General features: G+C 72.9%; 19 protein-coding genes. 5 read left to right on the top strand and 14 right to left on the bottom strand.

Translation table 11 applies throughout. The annotated features are described in order from the left end of the window. Positions 1–69: 69 nt before the first annotated feature. Together AB0I28_RS30380 and AB0I28_RS30375 are read left to right on the top strand one after the other, a co-directional pair. On the top strand, positions 70–1,896 hold the full coding sequence (locus AB0I28_RS30380) for an ABC transporter ATP-binding protein (RefSeq protein ID WP_357499084.1): 1,827 nt from the start codon (positions 70–72) through the stop codon (positions 1,894–1,896). Further along, positions 1,893–3,608 carry an ABC transporter ATP-binding protein gene (locus tag AB0I28_RS30375; RefSeq protein ID WP_357499083.1) on the top strand — a complete coding sequence of 572 codons (1,716 nt, stop codon included), beginning with the start codon at positions 1,893–1,895 and terminating at the stop codon, positions 3,606–3,608. Before AB0I28_RS30380 ends, AB0I28_RS30375 begins: the two co-directional genes overlap by 4 nt. Before the next feature lie 16 nt (positions 3,609–3,624). Here AB0I28_RS30375 and AB0I28_RS30370 read toward each other — a convergent pair whose 3' ends face one another. The 12 genes from AB0I28_RS30370 to AB0I28_RS30315 all read right to left on the bottom strand — a co-directional run bounded on the left by AB0I28_RS30370 (position 3,625) and on the right by AB0I28_RS30315 (position 14,288). Then, on the bottom strand, positions 3,625–4,317 hold the full coding sequence (locus AB0I28_RS30370; RefSeq protein WP_357499081.1) for a helix-turn-helix domain-containing protein: 693 nt from the start codon (positions 4,315–4,317) through the stop codon (positions 3,625–3,627). A 22-nt stretch (positions 4,318–4,339) separates the two neighbouring features. Further along, complete coding sequence (locus tag AB0I28_RS30365; RefSeq protein ID WP_357499079.1) at positions 4,340–4,906, bottom strand: hypothetical protein; 567 nt, start codon at positions 4,904–4,906, stop codon at positions 4,340–4,342. A 162-nt stretch (positions 4,907–5,068) separates the two neighbouring features. After that, complete coding sequence (locus AB0I28_RS30360; protein WP_357499077.1) at positions 5,069–5,545, bottom strand: SAM-dependent methyltransferase; 477 nt, start codon at positions 5,543–5,545, stop codon at positions 5,069–5,071. Then, positions 5,542–5,904: a DoxX family protein gene (locus AB0I28_RS30355; protein WP_357499075.1), complete on the bottom strand. Its 363-nt coding sequence runs from the start codon at positions 5,902–5,904 to the stop codon at positions 5,542–5,544. Before AB0I28_RS30355 ends, AB0I28_RS30360 begins: the two co-directional genes overlap by 4 nt. 32 nt (positions 5,905–5,936) lie before the next feature. Continuing rightward, the gene (locus tag AB0I28_RS30350; RefSeq protein ID WP_357499073.1) at positions 5,937–6,761 is read right to left on the bottom strand and encodes a hypothetical protein; all 825 of its coding nucleotides are present in this window, start codon (positions 6,759–6,761) and stop codon (positions 5,937–5,939) included. Between the two features lie 11 nt (positions 6,762–6,772). After that, positions 6,773–7,579, bottom strand: coding sequence for an ABC transporter permease (locus AB0I28_RS30345; RefSeq protein WP_357499071.1), 807 nt, complete (start codon positions 7,577–7,579; stop codon positions 6,773–6,775). Further along, positions 7,572–8,513: an ABC transporter ATP-binding protein gene (locus AB0I28_RS30340; protein WP_357499070.1), complete on the bottom strand. Its 942-nt coding sequence runs from the start codon at positions 8,511–8,513 to the stop codon at positions 7,572–7,574. Before AB0I28_RS30340 ends, AB0I28_RS30345 begins: the two co-directional genes overlap by 8 nt. Positions 8,514–8,649: 136 nt before the next feature. After that, positions 8,650–9,777: a hypothetical protein gene (locus AB0I28_RS30335; RefSeq protein ID WP_357499068.1), complete on the bottom strand. Its 1,128-nt coding sequence runs from the start codon at positions 9,775–9,777 to the stop codon at positions 8,650–8,652. Between the two features lie 144 nt (positions 9,778–9,921). Continuing rightward, positions 9,922–11,382, bottom strand: coding sequence for an MFS transporter (locus tag AB0I28_RS30330; protein WP_357499066.1), 1,461 nt, complete (start codon positions 11,380–11,382; stop codon positions 9,922–9,924). 2 nt (positions 11,383–11,384) lie between these two features. Then, positions 11,385–11,507, bottom strand: a complete 123-nt coding sequence (locus tag AB0I28_RS30325; protein ID WP_357499064.1) for a hypothetical protein — start codon at positions 11,505–11,507, stop codon at positions 11,385–11,387. A gap of 175 nt (positions 11,508–11,682) precedes the next feature. Further along, positions 11,683–12,822: a hypothetical protein gene (locus tag AB0I28_RS30320; protein WP_357499062.1), complete on the bottom strand. Its 1,140-nt coding sequence runs from the start codon at positions 12,820–12,822 to the stop codon at positions 11,683–11,685. A gap of 17 nt (positions 12,823–12,839) precedes the next feature. Then, positions 12,840–14,288, bottom strand: coding sequence for an MFS transporter (locus tag AB0I28_RS30315; RefSeq protein ID WP_357499060.1), 1,449 nt, complete (start codon positions 14,286–14,288; stop codon positions 12,840–12,842). Positions 14,289–14,348: 60 nt separating this feature from the next. Between AB0I28_RS30315 and AB0I28_RS30310 the strand changes: the two genes are divergently transcribed. Then, complete coding sequence (locus AB0I28_RS30310; protein ID WP_357499058.1) at positions 14,349–15,314, top strand: WYL domain-containing protein; 966 nt, start codon at positions 14,349–14,351, stop codon at positions 15,312–15,314. Positions 15,315–15,336: 22 nt separating this feature from the next. On the opposite strand, the gene AB0I28_RS30305 is transcribed toward AB0I28_RS30310, so the two are convergent. Beyond that, positions 15,337–15,801 (bottom strand): GNAT family N-acetyltransferase, encoded by a 465-nt coding sequence (locus AB0I28_RS30305; protein WP_357499056.1) that lies wholly within the window; start codon positions 15,799–15,801, stop codon positions 15,337–15,339. Between the two features lie 154 nt (positions 15,802–15,955). Next, positions 15,956–17,398, bottom strand: coding sequence for an MFS transporter (locus tag AB0I28_RS30300; protein ID WP_357499054.1), 1,443 nt, complete (start codon positions 17,396–17,398; stop codon positions 15,956–15,958). 146 nt (positions 17,399–17,544) lie between these two features. Between AB0I28_RS30300 and AB0I28_RS30295 the strand changes: the two genes are divergently transcribed. Then, the gene (locus AB0I28_RS30295; RefSeq protein ID WP_357499052.1) at positions 17,545–17,868 is read left to right on the top strand and encodes a helix-turn-helix domain-containing protein; all 324 of its coding nucleotides are present in this window, start codon (positions 17,545–17,547) and stop codon (positions 17,866–17,868) included. A 207-nt stretch (positions 17,869–18,075) separates the two neighbouring features. Next, positions 18,076–20,880 (top strand): AAA family ATPase, encoded by a 2,805-nt coding sequence (locus AB0I28_RS30290; RefSeq protein WP_357499050.1) that lies wholly within the window; start codon positions 18,076–18,078, stop codon positions 20,878–20,880. Positions 20,881–20,897 lie beyond the last annotated feature (17 nt).

The raw sequence follows: 20,897 nt of genomic DNA, 5'->3' as shown, positions 1-20,897 counted from the left end.
TGCGCGGTGGTCGGCCGGGCAGGACCGAGGTACCTTTTTTATACGCGTATAAATAAGGATCGGAGAGCGATGAGCACCATCGACCTTGCCGAGGTGAGGAAGCGGCCCGCGCCGGCGCCGCCCGCGCCGGTACCCGAGGAGACCGGCGGCCTGTTGAGACCGCACACCGGCGGCTTCGTCACCGTGGCCGGACTCCAGGTCATCGGGGCCGTGGCGGGCCTGGCACCGCTGCTGGCGGTCGTCGAACTCGGCCGCACCCTGCTGTCACCCGACCCGATCGACCGCGGCCACGTCGGGACGGTCGTCATCGCCGGAGCCGCCGGACTCCTCGTACGGCTGCTGTTCACGGCCGGATCGGCAGGCGTCGGGCACATCCTCGACGGCCGGGTGCAGCTGTCGCTGCGACGGCGGCTCGCCGCGCGGCTCGGCGGCGTGCCGATCGGGTGGTTCTTCCGCCGCCGAACCGGGGAGCTGGCCAGGGTCGTCGGTGAGGACGTCGCCGCCGTGCACCCGCTCATCGCCCACACCCCCGGCGAGATGGTCTCCGCCTTCGTCGTCCCCGCCGTGTCGCTGGTCTACCTGTTCGCCGTCGACTGGCGGCTGACGCTGATCACGCTGATCCCGGTGGTGCTCGCGATCGCGCTGGTCCCCTTGATGATGCTGCCGAAACGGCTGCGCGAGCAGGAGGAGTTCGACGCGGCCATGGGCCGGATCTCCAGCTCGGTCGTGGAGTTCGTGCAGGGCATCGCGGTGGTCAAGGCCTTCGGCGGCTCCGGCCGCGCGCACCGCCGCTTCATCACCGCCGCCGACGACTTCGTGCGCGTCTTCTTCGCCTGGGCTCGCAACATGTCCCTGATCGCCGCCGGGATGCAGCTGGCCCTCTCACCGCCCTTCGTGCTGCTCGTCGTCCTGATCGGCGGCACCGCGCTGATCACCTCGGGCTCACTGCCCCCCGCCGACCTGCTTCCCTTCCTGCTGCTCGGCCTCGGACTCACCGCGCCCGTCGCCGCCCTGGGCCACGGCTTCGACGACGTCCAGTCGGCCCGCCGCGCGCTCGGCCGCATCCGCGAGGTGCTCGGTGAGCCCCCGCTGCCCGAACCCGTGCGTCCCTCGACGCCCGAAGGCAACAGGGTCGAACTGCGCGGAGTCCACTTCGGCTACGAGGACGGGCACGAGGTCCTGCGCGGTGTCGACCTGGTCTGCGAACCCGGCACGCTCACCGCGATCGTCGGCCCCTCGGGCGGCGGGAAGTCCACCCTCGTCCAGCTCCTCCCCCGCTTCTTCGACCCCGACGAGGGCACCGTCCTGCTCGGCGGCGTCGACCTGCGCGACATCGCCGCCACCGAGCTCTACCGGCACGTCTCCTTCGTCTTCCAGGACGTCCGCCTGCTGCGCGCCTCGGTCGCCGACAACATCGCCCTGGCCGTCCCGGACGCCGGCCGCGAGGACGTGATCGCCGCCGCCAGGCTCGCCGACGTCCACGAGCGGATCCTCGAACTGCCGCACGGCTACGAGACCGTGATCGGCGAGGACACCGGCCTCTCGGGCGGCGAGGCACAGCGGATCTCGCTCGCCCGCGCCCTGCTCGCCGCCACGCCCGTCCTGGTCCTCGACGAGGCCACCGCCTTCGCCGACCCGCGGACCGAGCGCGCGGTGCGCCGGACCCTGGCGGCGCTGAAAGGCGAGCGCACCATCCTGGTCATCGCCCACCGCCTGGAGACGATCGCCGACGCCGACGCCGTCGCGGTCCTGGAGAACGGCTCGATCGTCGAGCGGGGCTCTCCGGCCGCGCTGCTGGAGCGCGACGGGCCTTTCGCGGCGTTCTGGCGTTCGCACCGCTCGGCGATCGCCGACGAGGCCGGAGACCGTGCGCCGCTGGGAGGAGAGACCCGATGATCCGGATGTTGCTGCGCGTGCTGGGGAACGAGTACGCCCGGCCGATGCGCCGAACCGTCGCCCTGATGACGGCGACCGCGATCGTCGAGGGCCTGTCCTACGCGTTGCTGGTTCCCTTGCTGCGCGCCCTGTTCGGGGACGACCCCGCTAAGGCCGGGCCCTGGCTGGCCGCGTTCGGGGCGGCGGTGGCCCTGTACGCGGTGCTGCGCTACCGCAGCGACCTGGCCGGCTTTCGGGTCGGCACCTCGCTGCTGCGCGGCATGTACCACCGGCTCGGCGATCACCTGGCCCGGCTGCCGATCGGCTGGTTCAGCGACAACAGGGTCGGCGAGCTGTCCGTGACGGCCGGCCGGGGACTGCTGCAGGCGATGGGCGTGGCCGCGCATCTGCTGGCCCCCTTCATCTCCGCGTGCGTGACCCCGCTGACGATCGTGGCGGTGATGCTCGCCTTCAACTGGCAGATGGGACTCGCGGCGCTGCTCGCGGTGCCGCTCGTCGCGGGGATCCAGGTCTGGACGGGACGTTCGACGGCCGCCGCCGACGCGGAGTCCGCCGAGCGCGACCGCGAGGCCACCGGCCGGGTCATCGAGTACCTGCAGGCCCAGCCGGTACTGCGGGCGGGCGGCCGGACCGCCGAGCGCTTCAGCATGCTCGACGACTCGCTGCGGGAGGTGCGGCGTTCCTCGCGGCGCGCCACGCTGTCGTCGCTGCCTGGTGTGCTGGGCCTGACACTGACGGTCCAGGCGGTGTTCACCGGACTGCTGGCCCTGGGCGCCTACCTCGCCCTGGGCGGGAGCATCGGCGCCGCCGAGGTGCTGGTGATCCTGGTGCTCGCGGCCCGCTGCGCCGATCCGCTGCTGTCGCTGTCGGACATCGGCGGCAAGATGCGCGGCGCGCGTTCGGAGCTGGCCCGGCTCGACACGGTGCTGAGCACCCCGCCGCTGCCGGAGGCCGGCGAGCCGTTGCGGCCCGCGGGCCATGGCCTGGAGTTCGACGCGGTCACCTTCGCGCACAACGGCCGCACCGTGATCGACGGCCTGTCACTGACGGTGCCGCAGGGGCGCCGGCTCGCCGTGGTCGGCCCGTCGGGGGCGGGCAAGAGCACCATGCTGCAACTGCTCGCGCGGTTCTACGACGTCGACGGCGGCGCGGTGCGCGTCGGGGGCACCGACGTGCGCGAGATCGGCACCGAGGACCTGATGCGGCACATCGCCATCGTCTTCCAGGACGTCTACCTCTTCGACGGCACCATCGAGGAGAACGTGCGCCTCGGCCGCCCCGACGCCGACGAGGCGGCCGTGCGCGCCGCGGCGACGGCCGCGGGGCTCGACGAGGTGATCGAGCGGCTGCCCGGCGGCTGGGCGGCCGACGTCGGCGAGGGCGGTGCCCGGCTGTCGGGCGGCGAACGCCAGCGGGTCTCGATCGCGCGGGCGCTGCTGAAGGACGCGCCGATCGTGCTGCTCGACGAGGTGACCTCGGCGCTGGATCCCGTCGCCGAGGCCGCGGTCCACCGTGGAGTCGAGCGCCTGATGGCGGGCCGGACCGTGGTGATGGTGGCCCACCGGCTGCGGACTGTCCGGCGCGCCGACCGGATCGTGTTCCTCGACGGCGGCCGCGTCGTCGAGGAGGGCGACCACGACGAACTGCTGAGCCGGGGCGGTCGCTACGCCGACTTCTGGAGCGGTTCGCTGACGCCCGCCGGCGGCGCTTAGGGAACCCGGGACGCCGCTACCTGACGGTGGCGGCGTCCCGCGCCGGATCGGGCGGCAGGAGGCCGTTCACCAGTGCCCGCAGGCCTTCGCGGTGAGTGTCGCGGTTGGTCAGTTCCGACCACCGGCCCGCGACGGCGGCGACCGTCGGCAGTTCCCCGGCGTCGAGCCGGCCGAGCGCCTCGGTGCGGTCGAGCGGTGTGCCGTCGCGGGCCTTGCGGCGTTCGCGGTTGGCGAGCATGACGAGGCTGCCGACGATGTAGTACCAGATCGTGCGGTAGACGTCGACGGCCTGCTCGGGCGTGCGGCCGTGGGCGACGGCGGCGGCCATCATGAGCTCGACCATCGGCATGGCCGAGGGGACGACGAGCGGGTCGGCGGCCAGCACCTCGACGATCCACAGGCGCTCGGCGAGGACCTCGTAGAGGGTGAAGGCGACCGCGAGAAGGCGCTCGCGCGGGTCGTCGGGAAGCTCCTGGTTCGGAATCCGCCGCGCGTGGGACTCCAGCAGCAGCAACAGGAGTTCGTCCTTGTCGCGGACGTGGTGGTAGAGCGCCATCGGCGTGCTGCCCAGCTCCCTCGCCAGCCGCCGCATGGACAGGGCCTCGGCGCCATCGGCTTGGAGAACGCGCTCGGCGGCCGCCACGACGGCCTCCTGCGACAGGCGCGGCGGGCGGCCGACCTTCCCCCTCGGCGCTGTTTCTCCGGACATCGCCCCATCCTCTCCCATGGGGTCAGCCCAGTCCGGGCGGCGCGGTGCGGCCGGGCGCGAACTGGAGGACGGTCTCCTCCTCATCGAACATGTCGATGCCGCAGAGTTCGACGAGAGTTACCTCGACGGGCTCGTCGGCCGGGCGGGGCTCGCGCCGGGCGGGTCGCGCGAGGTTCTCGTGCCGGCGTGGCGAGGGGTAGGCGTAGGGCCAGGCGGTGTTGCGCCAGCGGGAGTAGGCACCGGTGTCGCGGGGTGCCGAGCCGGGCGGCCGGGCGACGCAGTGCAGGCCCCGGTGGTGGTCCTCGACGGTGAGCCGCCAGCGGTACCCGGCCGGGCAGGTCCACCACACGATCCAGCGGGCGCCGGCGGCCGGGCCGGGCACCGACCACGACTCGTCCTGGGCGAGCAGCGGCCGACGCCGGCCCGTGCCGTCCGGCGCGCCGGGGATCGCCGAGTAGGCGAGCACCTCGACGTCCTGGAGGTCGCCGCCGCGGCCGGTGATCTCGACGCGGTCGCCGTCGATCTCGGCGACGACCATGCCCGCCGAGGCGCGGGCGAGGCGTTCGCGCTCGGCGAGCAGGCTCACCACGGCACCCCGGCTCCTGCGGGCGCAGGCGGCGAAAGCCGCGGCTAGCAGACAAAAGAGGACAAGCTGCGCTGGGCTCACGAGGGGCGCAACGAACGTCGGGACATTCAGTGACGGGAATGTCGTGATGTCGACGGTCGCGGGCGGGTGCGGCGGGGCCCGTCCTCAGGCGTGGTAGCCGTCCATCAGCTCCCCCGCCCAGGCGGGTTGCCGGATCTCTCCGCGTGCTCCGAACTCGGCGATGTGCGGCTTGACGTCGAGCACCGGCGTCCCGGACAGCGCGTCGAGTCCGGCGACCCGAAGACGCGGCCCGTCGACCTCCAGGAGCCGGCAGCGGGAGACGCCGAGCCGGTTGGGCCGGTAAGGGCCTCGGTGGGCGAAGACGCCGACGGGCTCCCAGCGCGGGTCTCCCCTCGGCGGGCGGGGTTCGGCGCTGATCCGCTCGGGGTCGACGCGGTCGAAGAGGAACACCACTTCGAGGTGGGAGAACTCGGCCAGACCGGTGACGGCCCCCTCACCGAAGCGCGCGGAGTCGAGTTCGATCACCGACTCGACGGCCTCCCAGCCGTCCTCGAACCACTCGTCGCGGCCGCCGACGACCCGGCCGACCGGCTGGAGGACCACCGGATCCATCGAGGTCATGACCCGTACCTTCCCCACGCGACGAAAACGGCCAGGGCGAACAGTACCGCGTTGAAGACGATCGAGCCGGGCTCGCGGCGACGCAGGTGGACGACGGCCGCCGCCACCATCAGGACGGCCAGTCCGGTGGCGGCGGCCGGGACCAGGACGGTCGCGACGCCGGTGACGGCGGGCAGGATGAGGCCGAGGGCGCCGAGGATCTCGACGGCGCCGATGAAGCGGACGACACCGGCGGAGAAGTCGTCGGCCCAGGGCAGTTTCGGCGACAGCTTCTCCTTGGGGGTCAAGACGGTGACGGTTCCGGCGAGGAAGAACAGGACGGCGAGGACCGCCTGGACGATCCACAGGGCGAGGTGCACGGTTTCTCCTTGAGCGACAGGTATGCGGGTGGTCAGTAGCGGCCGAGCGTGCCGCGCTTCTTGGCGAGTCCCTCGAAGCGCGCGAACACGGCGATCCCGGCGGCGAGGATCAGCAGCGGTTGGAGGAGCAGCCATCCGAGGCCCCAGCCGGCGTTCAGGGCCGCCGCCGGGTCACCGCCGAGCAGGATGCCGCGCAGGGCCTCGACGCCCGGCGCGATCGGCACGAGGAGGCGGGCGCCGAACGCGGCCCAGTCGGGCATCGCGGTCAGCGGCACCAGGGTGCCGCCGGCGATGGCGTAGACGGCGACGGAGGCGTGCGGGATGACCTCGATGCGCTTGAAGCACAGCGTGAGTCCACAAAGGACCAGTGCGAGCCCGGCGGTGCCGAGGGCGATGGCCGCCACCGGCAGCAGTGCCGCGACGCTGTAACGGATCTCGCCGCCGGCGAGCGTTATGGAGACATGCCCGGCGAGGAGCACCGCCAGCGCCGTCGGCAGGGCACCGGCCGCGGCGGCGACCTGGCGTCCGAGGACGACGACCGCCGAGGGCAGCCGCGTCAGGTACACCTGCTCCAGGACCCCCGACTGGATGTCGCCCTGGTAGCCCCAGAAGGCGCGGTTGACCTGCTCGTGAATGAAGGTGAGCGCGACCATGCCGGCCAGCGTCGGCAGGAGCAGTTCGGCCCGCAGCTGCCCTCGGCCCATGAACAGCACGATCAGCAGGTAGAACAGCGGGAAGGTGAGCATCTCGACGAGCGTCTCGCGCCAGCCCGACACCAGGCCGCGCAGTCCGCGGCCGATCTCGTTGGCGAAGGCGCCCGCGTAGCGGGGGCGGGCAATCGTGTGTGCGATGGTCATGGCCGATCCCGTCAGTACTGGCCGAGGCGCCCGTCGCGGACGGCCCGTCGATGGTTGTGGGCGAACAGGAGACCGCCGCCGACCGCGAGGACGGCGGTGTGCGCGGCGAGCCACGGGAGCGCGCCCGTGCTCCAGAGTTCGGCGAGGGAGAGCCCGCCGAACAGCGCCTGTCCGACCGCCTCGATCCCCAAGGTGGTGGGCAGCAGGCGCGCGACGGCCGCCAGCCAGTCCGGGTACAGGGCGAGGGGCAGGAAGGCGCCGTTGAGCAGCAGGATCAGCGCGGTCAGCAGGGACTGCAGCGCGCCGACCATGGGAGTGCGCAGCGCCACGGCGGCCAGAACGAAGGTGAAGGCGAGGCTGTCGAGGACGAGCAGCACCGCCGGGACGATCACCGACGAGCGCCACTCGACGGTGATGCCCGCGATCGTCGCGGGAACGGCGGCGGCCGCGATCGCGATGACAAGGCCGAACATCGCGGCGGTGAGCAGGCGTCCGGACATCAGCAGCCACGCCGGCGCCGGGGACATCTGCGACTGCGCGAAGGTGCCGCCGCGCTTCTCCTCGACGAGGTCGGCGACCATGACCATCGCCGAGTACTGGAGGAACCAGTAGGCGCAGATGCCGACGAGCGTCGGCGGTAGCAGGTCGGCGCGCAGAGCGCCCTGGCCCATCACGAACTGCAGGCCCAGGTACATGCCCATGCCCACGACGAGCCCGACGACGTGGCCGAGCGGGTGCGCCAGCTGGGTGAGCAGTCCTTTGCGGACCTCGGCGGCCAGGACGCCCAGCGGCCGGACGGAGACGGCGAGCTCAGCCATGCCGGGCCTCCTCGACGAGGCTCAGGAAGACGTCTTCGAGACCCGGCTGCACCTGCGCGAGGGACCGCAGGACGACGCGGTGCTCGCGCAGGCGGTCGAGGAGGCGGTAGATCTCCAGTGGGTCGGCGACCTGCCCGGAGATGGTGGTGGTCTCCTCGCCGTGCGCGACGGTGAAGCCCTCGGGCAGCTCGGGGAGAGCGGGGTCGCCTTCGATGTGCACGTCGTAGACGTCGCGTCGGCGGAAGCCCGCCAGCAGTTCGCCGGTGGGCAGGTCGGTGACGACCTTTCCCTTGCGGATCACCGCGACGCGGTCGCACAGCTCTTCGACGACGTCGAGCTGGTGGGTGGTGAGCAGGATCGTCTTGCCCTGGTCGGCCGACAGGGTCGCGATCCACTTCTTGACCGTGCGGGTGGCCTCGACGTCGAGGCCGAGGGTCGGCTCGTCGAGCAGGACGATGGAGGGGTCGGCGATGAGCGCGGCGGCGATGGCGACCTTCTGCTGCATGCCTCGCGAGAAGCCGCCGACCTTCTCGTCGCGTCGTTCCCACAGGTCGAGCTCGGTGAGCAGGTCCGAGGCGCGGGATGCCGCGGCGGCCTTCGGCATCCCTTTGAGGCGGCCGAAGTAGATCAGGTTCTGCCAGGCCGACAGGTTCCAGTAGACGTTGCGGGAGCCTTCCAGGACCGCGCCGAACTGGGCCATGGCGGCCGAGCGGCGGGTGGCGACGTCGCATCCGTTGAGCGCGACGCGGCCGGCGGTCGGCGAGAGGAGACCGGCGGCGATCTTGATGGTGGTGGTCTTCCCGGCGCCGTTGGGGCCGAGGAAGCCGAAGACGCAGCCGGGTTCGACGCTCAGGGAGACGTCGTCGACGGCGGGCGGGGCGGTCGGTCCGTAGCGCTTGGACAGACCGGTGATCTCGATGGCTGGGGTGTTCACGACACCGTCCTTGATGACCGAAGCGAGTTACTGGAGTCCATCACTAGTGATGGACTCTAGTTTTACATGATCGCTCCGTGGACGGCAAACACCCTGGTGGGCGCCGGCCCGGTCTGCACCGGCGCCCCTGGGCGGATCACGGGTTGTGGAAGCGGACCTCCGGGAAGGCGCCCGACGGACCGTCGAGCAGCGGTCGCCGCGCACCGCGCAGGTGGACGTCGAAGAAGGCCGTGATGTAGGCCCGCGTCAGCGCCACGGAGTAGTCCCCGCTCAGGTCGCCCTCGGTCGGCAGCCCGGCCTGCTCGCCGAGCGTCGCGATGTCGTTGAAGCTCGCGTGGCTCGCGCCGTCGACCGTCAGCCAGCGCTTCCAGCCGGTCAGGCGGCCGAAGGTGCGGTCCCAGCCGTCGTCTTGGACGCCGGGGGCGTGGTCGGGTTTGCCGAGCATGAGGAAGGGCCGGTCGAGGGTCTGCGCCGACTCCCAGACGAAGCGCCCGTCGGTGTTGACGCCGGCCTTGATGCGCTCATCGCCGATCATCGCGGGTACGGCGGAGGCACCGCCGATGGAGTGGCCGGACATGCCGATGCGCTCCGGGTCGATCAGGCGGGCGCCCTTCCACGCCGGGTGGCGGCCGGTGAGCCGGTCGATCACGAAGGAGGCGTCCCGGGCGCGGCCCTCGGCGAGCTTGACGTACTCCCCCGTACCGCAGGCCAGGCACGGCGTGGTGCGGCCGTCGGGGAACGTTGTGCCGAGCGTCTCGTAGTTGTGCCCCATGGCCGCCACGACGTATCCGCGACCGGCGAGCTCCTCGGCCAGCGAGGTCTGCTCGGCGCGGGGCGCGCCGAAGCCGGGCGACAGCAGGATCAGCGGCCGGGTGTGCCTGCCGCCGACGGGTTCGGCGTCCACGGTCGCGTTGGTCACGACGGTGCTCATCGTCTCGGGGGGCAGGGGTACGTCGCGGCCTTCGAGGAACATCGCCGACTCGGCCGGGGTGACGTATCGCGCCGCCTCGCGCCCGGGCTTGTGGGCCGGGTACCACAGCGAGACCATGAGTTCCCGGTCCTCTTCGGGGACCCACGGGTCGGGGCGGTCGTGGTCGACGAGGTGGAGCGTGGTGTGGCCGACCGGGTGGTGGCCGCTCGGCGCGGGCAGGGTGATCGGCGTCGCCGGCGGCTCGGGGTCTGTCGCGGTCGGCGACGGGGCCGCCCAGGCGGTGCCGCTGCCGACGATCGCCATGGCGGCGAGGGCGGCGAACATGCGTCTCATGTGGACTCCTTCGTGGTCGTGTCCCGGACGTTAGGGACACCGAAGGGGCCGGCGCGTCGGCCGCGGCGCGTAAATGCCGTACCGCGTTGGGATGAGCCCGCCGGACGTCATCCATCCGATGTAGGCATGCGGGCGGACCTGCCGCTACCCCTCCCGGACCGTCCGCCTCGGCAGTGCGAACACCAGGAGCAGGGCCGCCAGGCTCAGCGCCGCGCTCACCAGGATCGACGTGGTCGCGCTGTCGGCGAACCCGGTCGCCAGGGCCTCGGGGGTGTCGCCCTTGACGACCAGCGTCCCGAACAGGACGCTGCCGATCACGGCGATGCCGGTCGCGCTGCCGATGCGCTGGACGGCGGCGATGACGCCGCTGGCGGCGCCGGCGTCGCGGGACTCGACCGTGGCGACGATGAATCCGGTGTTGGGGGCGATGAACAGGCCGTTGCCCAGGCCGGCGCAGAACAGCGGCGCGAGGAGCTGCCAGTGGTTCAGGTCGGCGGCGCCGGTCGTCTGGAGGATCAGCCAGGTGGCGGTCAGGCCGAGGGTGACCAGTGCCGTTCCGGCGATCAGCAGGTTGCGGCCGAATCGCCGCGCGAGGCGGTTGCTCTGCGAGGCGCCGATGATGTTGCCGATCGCGAAGGGCAGCGACACCAGACCGGTCTCCAGGGCGCTGTGCCCGAGGCCGGTCTGCCACAGGATGGAGATGGTGAAGAAGATGCTGGTGAAGGAGGCGAAGTAGACCAGCGCGAGGATCACTCCCCCGGTGAACGCGCGGTGCCGGAACAGGCGCGGCGGCACCAGCGGGTTGCGCCCGCGCCTGGTGAAGGCCGTCTCCCAGGCGCCGAAGGCGGCGATCAGCGCGATGCCGGCCGCGATGGTCGCATAGGTCCACAGTGGCCATCCGGCGTCCTGGCCCTGGATGAGCGGGACCAGCAGGGCGACCAGTCCGGCGCTGATCAAAAGCAGGCCGATCCAGTCGATGCCGCCGCCGAGGGTCTGCGCGGCCTGCTTGCTCGGCAGCAGCAGGGCCGCCGCGACGAGCGTCGCCAGGCCGATGGGCAGGTTGACCCAGAAGACCAGGCGCCAGCCGTTCTCGTCGCCGAAAGCCTGGATGATCAGGCCGCCGATGATCGGGCCGAGCGCGGTCGAGACGCCGATGACCGAGCCCATGACCGCGAAGGCCTTGCCGCGCAGGCGCGGCACGAACAGCAGCTGGATGAACGCGGTAACGGCCGGAACGTAGATGCCGCAGGAGAGTCCCTGCACGACGCGGGAGACGATCAGCTGGAGGTCGTTCTGCGCGAAGCCGCAGGCGAGGCTGGCGAGGGTGAACAGCGCCAGGCCGCCGAAGAAGATCCACTTGTGGCCGATGCGGTCGCCGAGCCGCCCGGCGGGAATGAGCGCCAGACCGAAGGCCAGGGCGTAACCGGAGATGATCCACGACAGCGTGGACTCCGAGGCGTCGAGGCTCGCCCGGATGGGCGGCAGGGCCACGTTGACGATCGTGGTGTCCAGCAACGCCATGAACATGCCCGCCAGGAGGACCGCGAGGGTCTGCCAGGTGCGACGGGACACGGTGGGTGGGCCGGTCTCGGTGGACGCCGACATGATCAGGCCTCCTTCCGGGCGGTCGCGCCGGCGCCGAGTCCGCCGGGATCGAGGCGCGTGAGGGCGAGGTCGACGAGGCCGGGTTTCACGACCACCGCCTGAGCCCGTCGCGGAATCGGGGACATTCGATCACTCTCGCACGCGCGGCCGCGCTTCGCAGCGCGCTCGCCGACCGGGGCGAGAGCCCCGGCCGCACCCGTGCGACCGGCGGAGCAGGCATCACGCAGGTGGGGTTACCCAGCGGCGCCCGTGTCAACCATGATCGGCGCCACCGCCCCGGCGAGGCGGTGGCGCCGGGCGTCAGCCGGCGAGCACCACCGGCAGGGCCGTGAGCCGGTTGCCGAGGATCCCCCCGAGCGTCGACTGGCGCAGTTCGCCGTAGGGCACGGCCAGGCGCGCCGACGGGAAGTCGGCGGCCAGCACGTCGGCCACCGCGCGCAGTTCGAGCTGGGCGAGCTGCGCGCCCACGCAGAAGTGGGGGCCGGCGCCGAAGGCGAGGTCGGCGCCGGGCGGGCTGCCGGGACGGGTGTTGACGCCCTGGATGTCGACCAGGATCGGCGACCTCGCCGGGATCGGGACGCCGGCGACCTCGATGTCGGCGGTCGTGTAGCGCCACAGCGTGTAGGGCGCGGGCGGGTGGTCGCGCAGGGTCCGGCGCACGAGCGCCTCGCCTTGTGCCGGGTCGGGGCCCAGGGCGTCGGCGACGAGGAAGCCGAGGGCGGCGTCGGTGGTGAGCTGGCCGGCGAAGACGAGCCCGAACAGGTGGTAGCGCAGCTGCTGGGCGGTCGTGCCGGGCGGCATGCGCTCGCCGAGTTCGGCCGCCAGGCCCTCGCCGTCGGCGAGCGCGGTAGCGGCGAGTTCGGCGAGGGCGGCGATGGCCGTGCCCTGCGCGGCCGGGTCGGGGGCGAACATGAGGCGGCAGGCGTCGGCGGCGCGGTCGACGTGGTCGAGGGAGATGCCGAGGATGTCGAGGAGGACGGTGAGCGGGTAGCGGGTGGTGAAGTCGGCCATCAGGTCGACGGTGCCGTGGCGGGCGAGTTCGCCGAGGAGTTCGCGGGCGATGGCGTGGACGCGTTCGGATCGCTCGTTGACGCGTTTGGCCGACAGCAGCGGCGCGTGGGCGCGGCGGAGTTCGGCGTGCTCGGGTCCGTCGAGGGTGGTCAGCGAGGGCTGTTCGGCGGCGGTCGGTTCGAGTCCGGCGGTGCGCCGGTCCCATGCGGGCGGAGCGAAGGCGGGGTCCTTGGCGATGCGGGGGTCGGTGGTGACCTGGCGGGCGAGAGTGTCGTCGGTGACGATCCAGACGGGTCCGCCGGCGGGGGCGGTGGCCTGGACGAGGGGCCCGGCGGCGCGCATGGCGGCGCGGGTGGTGTCGGGGTCGGTGAGGCGGCGGGTGCCGGGAGCGAAGGGGTCGAGGTGGCTCACGTCGGGTGCCGAGGGCATGGCGTTCTCCTTGGTGGTCAGTGGTGGGCTTCGGCGGCCGGGCGCTTGGGGAGCAGGAACATCAGGGCGGCGGCGAGCAGGTAGCAGCCGATCTGCCAGGGGAGGATGCCGGTGAAGGCGCCGGCGTAGGCGCTCAGCGGCGCCTGGCCGTCTGCAAAGGACGCGTCGAGGGCGGTGAAGAAGACGACGCCGAGGACGGCGACTCCGGCGGCGTTGCCGATCTGGCCGACGGTGGTGAGCACTCCCCCGGCCGAGCCGGCGTCCTTGCCGGGCACGCCGGCGAGCACGAGGTTGAACAGGGAGGGCGCGGTCAGCCCGAGCCCGAGGCCGCCGACGAACAGCGGGACGGCCAGTGCCCAGTAGCCCGGATCCGGTCCGTTGTGGACGGTGACGAGCAGGATCGCCTGCGACAGCGCCAGTACGAGCGCACCGGCCGCGAGCAGGGCGCGGCCGCCCTTGGCGATCAGCGCCACGCCGACGCCCGAGGTGAGCACCGATCCGACCGCGTAGGGCAAAATCACCAGCCCGGTGTCGAGGGCGCTGCGGCCGGTCCCGAACTGGAGGTAGAGCGCGAGCAGGAAGAAGAAGGAGCCGATCGCGCCGAAGAAGAGCACCGCCACGGCAAGGCCGTTGGCGAAGGCGCGAATCCGCAGCAGGGCCGGGTCGAGGACGGGCTGCCCGCCCCGGGCGAGGAGCCGGCCTTCGCGCCCGAGGAACAGCACGAAGACGGGCACCGCCAGCGCCATCAGCGCGAAGCTCCACCACGGCCAGCCCCACTCGCGGCCTTGGATCAGCGGCAGCAGCAGGAGCACGGAGGCGACGGCGGCCAGTGCGGCGCCGGGCAGGTCGAGGCGGGAGCGGTCGGCGGCGCTGGACTCGGGCAGCGAGCGCAGACCGAGGATCAGGCCGAGAGCGGCGACGGGCACGTTGACCCAGAAGATGGTGCGCCAGCCGAGGCCGAGCAGGTCGGCGTCGACGAGGACGCCGCCGAGCAGCGGGCCCGCGACCGAGGCGACGCCGAGGACGGCACCGTAGGCGCCGAAGGCCCGCGCGCGGGCGGCCGGTGTGAACGACGAGCGGATGATGCCGAGGACCTGCGGGACCATGAGGCCGCCGGCCAGGCCCTGGGCGACGCGGGTGGCGATGAGGATCCCGGCGCTCGGCGCGAGCGCGCACGCCGCCGAGGCGACCGCGAAGCCGGAGAGTCCGATGAGGAAGGTGCGGCGCCTGCCGTACTGGTCGCCGATGCGGCCGCCGGTGATCAGGCCCGCCCCGAGGGCGAGGGTGTACCCGGCGAGCGTCCACTGGAGGGCGGCCTCGCCGGCGTCGAGGTCGGCGGCGATCGCGGGCGCGGCGACGCTGACGATGGTGGCGTCGAGCAGTTCCATGAAGGCGGCGACGAGGACGACGACGAGCGCCGTCACCGAGGACGTCCCGGTTCTGTCTTGCGTGGTGGTTGTCGGCATCCGGCCACTGTCACAGCGGTAGCGGCCACATGGTGACCGCTTCTCGGGAGAGAATCGGCCATGGCGGAAACCTCCGGTCGGCTGCTCCTGCTCCTCTCCCTGCTCCAGTCGCGGCGCGACTGGCCCGGGCCCGCGCTCGCCGAGCGCCTGGGCGTCAGCGCGCGGACCATGCGCCGCGACATCGACCGGCTCCGCGAACTCGGCTACCCGGTGAGCGTGCGGAAGGGACCGGGCGGCGCTTACCGGCTCGACGCGGGCGCCCGGCTGCCGCCGCTGCTGTTCGACGACGACCAGGCGGTGGCGATCGCGCTCGCCCTCCAGACCGCGCCGACGGCCGTCGCCGGGACCGGGGAGGCCGCGTCCCGGGCGCTGGCCACGATTCGGCAGGTGATGCCGCCCCGGCTGCGGCGGCGGGTCGAGTCGATGGAGGTCACCTCGATCTGGAACGCGTGGGGCCTCGCCGGTCCCGAGGTCGACTCCGACGTGATCCGGGCGGTCGCCGACGCCGTCCGCGACCACCTGATCCTGCGCCTCGACTACGCCTCCGAGGAGGGCCCGCGTGCCCACCGCGTCGAGCCGCACAACCTGGTCGAGTGGGGCGGGCGCTGGTTCCTGGTCGCCTGGGACCTCGACGGCGGACTGTGGCGGACCTTCCGCGTCGACCGGATCGCACCGCGATCGCCCGCTGGGCCGGGTTTCGTCCCCCGCGCGGTGCCCGGCGGCGACGTCGGCGAGTTCGTGACCGGGCAGCTCGACCGGGGCGACCCGCCCGACCACTGGCCCTGCCGGGGCGAGGTGCTGCTCGACGCGCCGGCCGCGCTCATCGCGCGGTGGGCGCCGGGCGGCGCGGTGATCGAGGAGCTGGGGCCAGGGCGGTGCCGGCTGAAGCTGGGGGCGTGGTCGTGGGTGGGGCTGGCGGCGCTGATCGGGACCTTCGACTGCGACATCGAGGTGGCCGGGCCGCCGGAGCTGTCGGCGGCCTGCCGGGAGCTGGGCCGCAGGTTCGCGGCGGCGGGCGCGGCGTGACGGGGCACGCCGCGCCCTCTCCCTACGCTTCGTCGCGGTAGAGCGAGAAGCAGGTCATGTCGGCCTCGAAGCCGGCGCCGCGCCAGAACGCGGCGGCCTCGTCGTTGCCGGCGCAGACCAGCGTCCGGACCGTCCACACTCCACGGTCGCGGAGCAGGGCGACGGCGGCGGCCGACAGCGCGGCCCCCACTCCGGCGGCGCGGATCTCGGGGGCGACCCACAGCGAGTCGATCTCGCCGACAAGTCCCGGCAGGAGGCCGTCTCCGGGGTCGACGCGGCCGTTGACGAAGCCCAGCGGCCGGCTGTCGTGGACGGCCACGAGGCAGAAGGCGCTGTGGTGCCACGCCCCGGCGGCGAGCATCCGGGAAATGCGGGTCCGGGCGGCCTCGTCGAGCGGGCCGCCGTCGGGGATCTCACGGCACATGCGGTCCCACAGTTCGGCGACGGGGTCGGCCTCGGCTTCGGTGATGCGGCGGATCTCGGGCATGGAAAGTCCTCCTTCGGTGAGCGATCGGGTTGCGGGGATCGCGGGCGAAGGAGGGCCTCGGGCCGGGTGTCAGCGCGGTCAAGTCGACATGGGCCGAGCCTAACGGCGGCCGGGCGGGAAGCGGGTTTCAGTCCGCACCCCGCCCGAAACCCTGTCAGTGCACCGGAACCGGCTCGGCCTCTCCGACCCGCGTCTCGGCCGGCGCCGCCCGGTGGCGGCGCAGGCCGAGGGTCACGAGAAGACCGAGGGCCATGCCCGCGGCGGTCAGCAGGACGACGAAGGCCTCGCCGTCGGCGGTCGCGGCCGACAGCGCCTCGCCGGTCTTGCCGTCGAGCCCGAGGTCGGCCACGACGGTGAAGACGGCGAGGCCGATGGCGTTGCCGATGTTGAGGGTCGTCGACGCGATCCCGTTGGCGACGCCCTGTTCGTGCCCGGCGGTCCCGGTGGCCGCCGCGATCCACATGGCGGTCCACACGATGCCCTGTCCGGCCCCGGAGACGACCAGCCCCGGGACGAGCTGCCAGTAGCCGGCCTCGGCGTCGAAGCCGAACACCATGATCACCGTGCCGACGACGCCGATCCCGAAGCCGATCAGCAAAGTCGTGCGGGTGCCGATGCGGGTCGTGAGCCGTTCCCCCAGCTGCGTTCCGGCGGCGATCGCCAGGGACGGCACCAGGAAGGCCAGGCCGGTCTCCAGCGCGGTGTAGCCGTGCACGCCCTGCATCAGCACGGTCAGGAAGTACGGCAGGACGCCGAAGGTCGCCATGAAGATGAAGGTGACGGTCATGCCGACGGTGAGGCTGCGGTTGCGGAACAGCCGAAACGGCATGACCGGGTCGGCGCTGCGGGCCTCGATCAGCGCGAAGGCGGCCAGCAGCACCACCGACAGGCCGAAGGCGCCGAGGATCAGCGGGTGGCCCCAGCCGAGCTCGGGCCCTTCGACGAGCGCGAAGACGAGCAGCGTCGCGCCGCCGGTCACGCCGACGGTGCCGGGCAGGTCGAAGCGGCGGCGGACGGTCCCGGCCGGATCGCGCGGGATGGTCGCCAGCGCGGCGAGGGCGACGACGGCGGCGAGGGGCACGTTGACGAAGAAGACCGCGGGCCAGCCGAAGTTCTCGGTGAGCAGCCCGCCGAGCAGGGCACCGAGGGTCAGGCCGCTGGCTCCGGCACCGCCCCACACGGCCAGGGCGCGGTTGCGTCGCGGGCCCTCCTCGAACAGCGTGTTGATCAGCGACAGCGTCGACGGCAGCAGAAGCGCTCCCCCGATCCCCTGCACGGCTCGGGCGACGATGATCAGGACCGGGTCGCCGGCGAGGCCTCCGGCCAGCGAGGACACCGCGTAGAGGGTGAGCGCGACGACGAAGACGCGGCGGCGGCCGAACAGGTCGGCGGCGCGTCCCCCGAAGAGCAGGAAGCCGCCGGCGAAGACGACGTAGGCGCTGACGACGAGCTGCTGCGTCTGGCCGGGGAAGCCGAGATCGGCGCCGATCTCGGGAAGAGCGACGAAGACGATGTTGAGGTCGAGGGCGAAGATCAGCTGCGCCAGGGCGAGCAGCGCGAGGATCCAGCCCAGACGGCGGGGCGGTGTGGTCGGCACGGTGACTCCAGTCTCGGGAATGAACGTACGTATCCTTACGTACTGTCGTACCGTGCAGCAAGCGGCCGAGCCCGTAACGAAGCTCACGAAGGCGGTGACGGCCCAGGTGGCGGGCCATTGTCGGAATGTCGCGGTACCGTGGTCCCATGACCCTCCGGCATCCCGAACGCGCACAGATCAGTGTCGAAGGCGTGCTCTCGGCGCTGGGCAATCCCACGCGACTGGCCGCCGTCCGAATTTTGGACGGCGGAGGCGAGCACAACTGCGCCAGCGTGCTGAAGATGCTCGGGATCGCCGCGAAGTCGACGATGACGCACCACTGGCGGGTTCTGCGCGACAGCGGCGTGATCTGGCAGCGCCCGTCGGGACGCGAGTACATGCTCACCCTGCGCCGCGAGGACCTCGACGCCCGCTACCCGGGCCTGCTCGACGCCATCCTCGCCGGTGCCCGGGCCGACTCCGCGAGCTGAACCCCACCCGCCCTCTACTGTGGACGCGGGACGGGTGTCGCGCGAGCCGCTTTCGGGCCGCCCGCCGCACCCCCACTGAGCGGGGTAAACGCTTACATACAGGATTGGCCGCTCCATGCGGACCATCCCCGGGCTCAGCGTCTTGTGATCAATGGGTCGACGTTATGTAATGGGCCGAGGTGGGTCTTCGCGTAAGGGGTGGCAATCGTGACGACGACTCCGGCGCAGGCTTTCGTGCTCGGCCGCTCGGTGGAACAGGCCGCGATCGGCGAACTCCTCGACGCCCCGCACCGTGGACCGGCCGGCCTGATCCTGTCCGGGGAGGCCGGGATCGGCAAGACGACGCTGTGGAACCTCGCCGTCGACCGGGCCCGCGCGGCGGGTCTGCGCGTTCTGACGGCCAGACCCGGCGCGGCGGAGGGGCAGTTGTCCTTCGCCGGGCTCTTCGACCTCCTCGACCCCGACTGGGACGAGGTGCGCGGCAGCCTGCCCGCTCCTCAGCGCGAGGCCCTCGACGTCATCCTGCTCCGCGCGGCTCCACAGGAGACGCCGGTGGATCCGCGCACCGTCGGGGTCGCCACGCTGTCGGTCCTGCGCGCGCTGACACGCGGGGGACCGACGGTCCTCGCCGTCGACGACCTCCAGTGGCTCGACGCGGCCACGCTGCGGGCTCTGGAGTACGCGCTGCGCCGGGTGAGCACCGAACCGCTGATCCTGCTGGCCTCGGTACGTGCCGCGACACTCGACGCTGCGCCGGTCGGCCTGTCGGACACCCGCTTCGACCTCACGCGGCTCCAGCTCGGACCGCTGGGACTGGCCGAACTGCACCGCCTCGTCCGCGTGCGCGCCGGCCTGGAACTCTCCCGGCCCGTGCTCACCCACATGCACCAGATCTGCGGCGGCAACCCCCTGTTCGCGCTGGAGACGGCGGCCCGGCTGCGCCGCGAGGCACCGTCCTCGCCGGCCGCGCGGCTGCCCGCCCCGCGCAGCGTCACCGACCTCATCGCCGAGCGCGTGGCGGCCCTGCCCGCCGAGACGCGCACCGCCCTGCTCTACGTCGCGGCGCTGGCCCAGCCGTCCACAAGGGACGTACGGGCCGCGCTGGAGGTCCCCGACGGGCAGATCTCGCCGCTCGCCGCCGCCGAGGAGGCCGGGCTCATCGAGGCCCGCGACGGGCGGATCGCCTTCAGCCATCCCCTCTTCGCCACCGCCGTCTACGCCGGCGCCTCCAGCGAACGCGTACAGGACGCGCACCGTCGACTATCCGATGTGGTCGGTGACGACGAGGCCCGCGCCTGGCACCTCGCACTTGCCGCCGACGGTTTCGACCCCGGCCTGGCCGGGCCCCTGGACAAGGCCGCCGAGCGCGCCCTGCGCCGCGGCGCACCGGCCCGGGCCGCCCAGCTGTGGCAGCTGGCCGCCTTCCACACGCCCGCCCGCGACGCCGCCGCCCGCCTCCACCGGCTCACCCGGCAGGCCCGGTGCCTGTTCACCTCCGGCGACACCTTCGCCGCCCGCGAGGTCCTGGAGCGCACCGTCCCGGAGATGCCCCCGGGCCGCGCCAGGGCGAAGGCCCTCTCGGTCCTCGCCGAGATCCACTTCTACGAGGGCAGCACCGTCGAGGCCGCCCGCACCTGCCGCGAGGCCCTCGACGTCACCGGCGACGACCCCGTTCTGGCGGCCACCCTGCACTTGCGGCTGGCGTGGTTCAGCACCCACGACGCGGCCGCCCAGTCGGCCGGTTCCCGCACGGCCCTGCGGATCCTGCGCGAACAGGGCCCCGACGTCGACCCCGAACTGCTCGCCCTCGGACTGGCGATCGCCGCCATGTACAAGATGATGGGCGGCGGCGGACCGTCCCATGAGGACGTCGCCGAGGCCGCGCGGCTCTTCCCCGTCTCCTCCCCGCGAACCTGGGCCGGCGCCTGGGCCTGGACCGCGATCGCCGACTGGGCCCGGTACTTCCATCCCCGCCGGGCCCGCGAGCTCCTTGAGGCCCGCTACCACTGGACCGCCGAACGCGGCGACGAGCAGCAGGGCCACATGCTCATGCTGCTGTCCGAACTGGACTGCTGGCTCGGCGACTGGCGCTCGGCGCGCGAGCGGGCCGTCACCGCGCTGGAGCTGCTGGAGCAGACCGGGCAGCGTCGGTGGGCGGGATTCTGCCTGTACGCGCTCGCGCTGATCGAGGCCCACCTGGGCAACGTGTCGGCGGCCCGGGTGAACGCCACCCGCGGCCTCGCCCTCGCCGACGCCAGCGACGACCCCTACGTCGCCGTGCTGCACCTCCAGGTCCTCGGCTTCGTCGACCTGTCGCTGGGCCGCTCACAACAGGCGGTCTCGCACCTCGACCGGGCGGCCGAACTGGTGGCGGGCATGGGCATCGCCGACCCGGCGCGCTTCTCCTTCCACGGCGACCAGATCGAGGCCCTGATCGGCACCGGCGACATCGACGCGGCCGCCGCGCGGCTCGCCGAGCTGGCCGCGCGCCACGCCGTCGCGCCCCGCCCGGCGCTGAGCCTGGCCCTGGGACGCTCGCGCGCGCTGCTGCTCCTGGCCTCGGGCGACGCGGCGGCGGCGGAGGTCGCCATCGACGACACCCTCGCCGAGCACGAGAAGGTGCCCCTGCCCTTCGAGCACGCCCGCAGCCTGCTGATCAAGGGTTGCGTCCTGCGCGCCCGCAAGCAGAAGAAGGCCGCCCGTGAGGCGCTGCTGTCGGCGCAGGAGATCTTCACCCGCCTCGGGGCCGTCCTGTGGTCGCGGCGGACCGCCGACGAGCTGAGCCGCTGCGGTCAGCGGCACTCCCCGCCACTGGAGCTCACGCCGACCGAGACCCGGATCGCCGCCCTGGTCATCGGCGGGATGACCAACCGGGAGGTCGCCGCCACCGCGCACGTCAGCGTCAAGACCGTGGAGGCCAACCTGAGCAGCGTGTACCGCAAGCTCGGCATCCGGGGCAGGGTCGAGCTGATCACCCACGAACGTGCCGGGGCGATGACGCGCAGTTCCTAGGGTTATCCCGGATTCCT

The organism is Phytomonospora sp. NPDC050363 (genome assembly GCF_040655735.1).
Classification (GTDB): Bacteria; Actinomycetota; Actinomycetes; order Mycobacteriales; family Micromonosporaceae; genus Phytomonospora.
The sequence above is the reverse complement of the archived record's forward strand: the minus strand, read 5'-3'. Positions and strand labels throughout refer to the sequence as shown.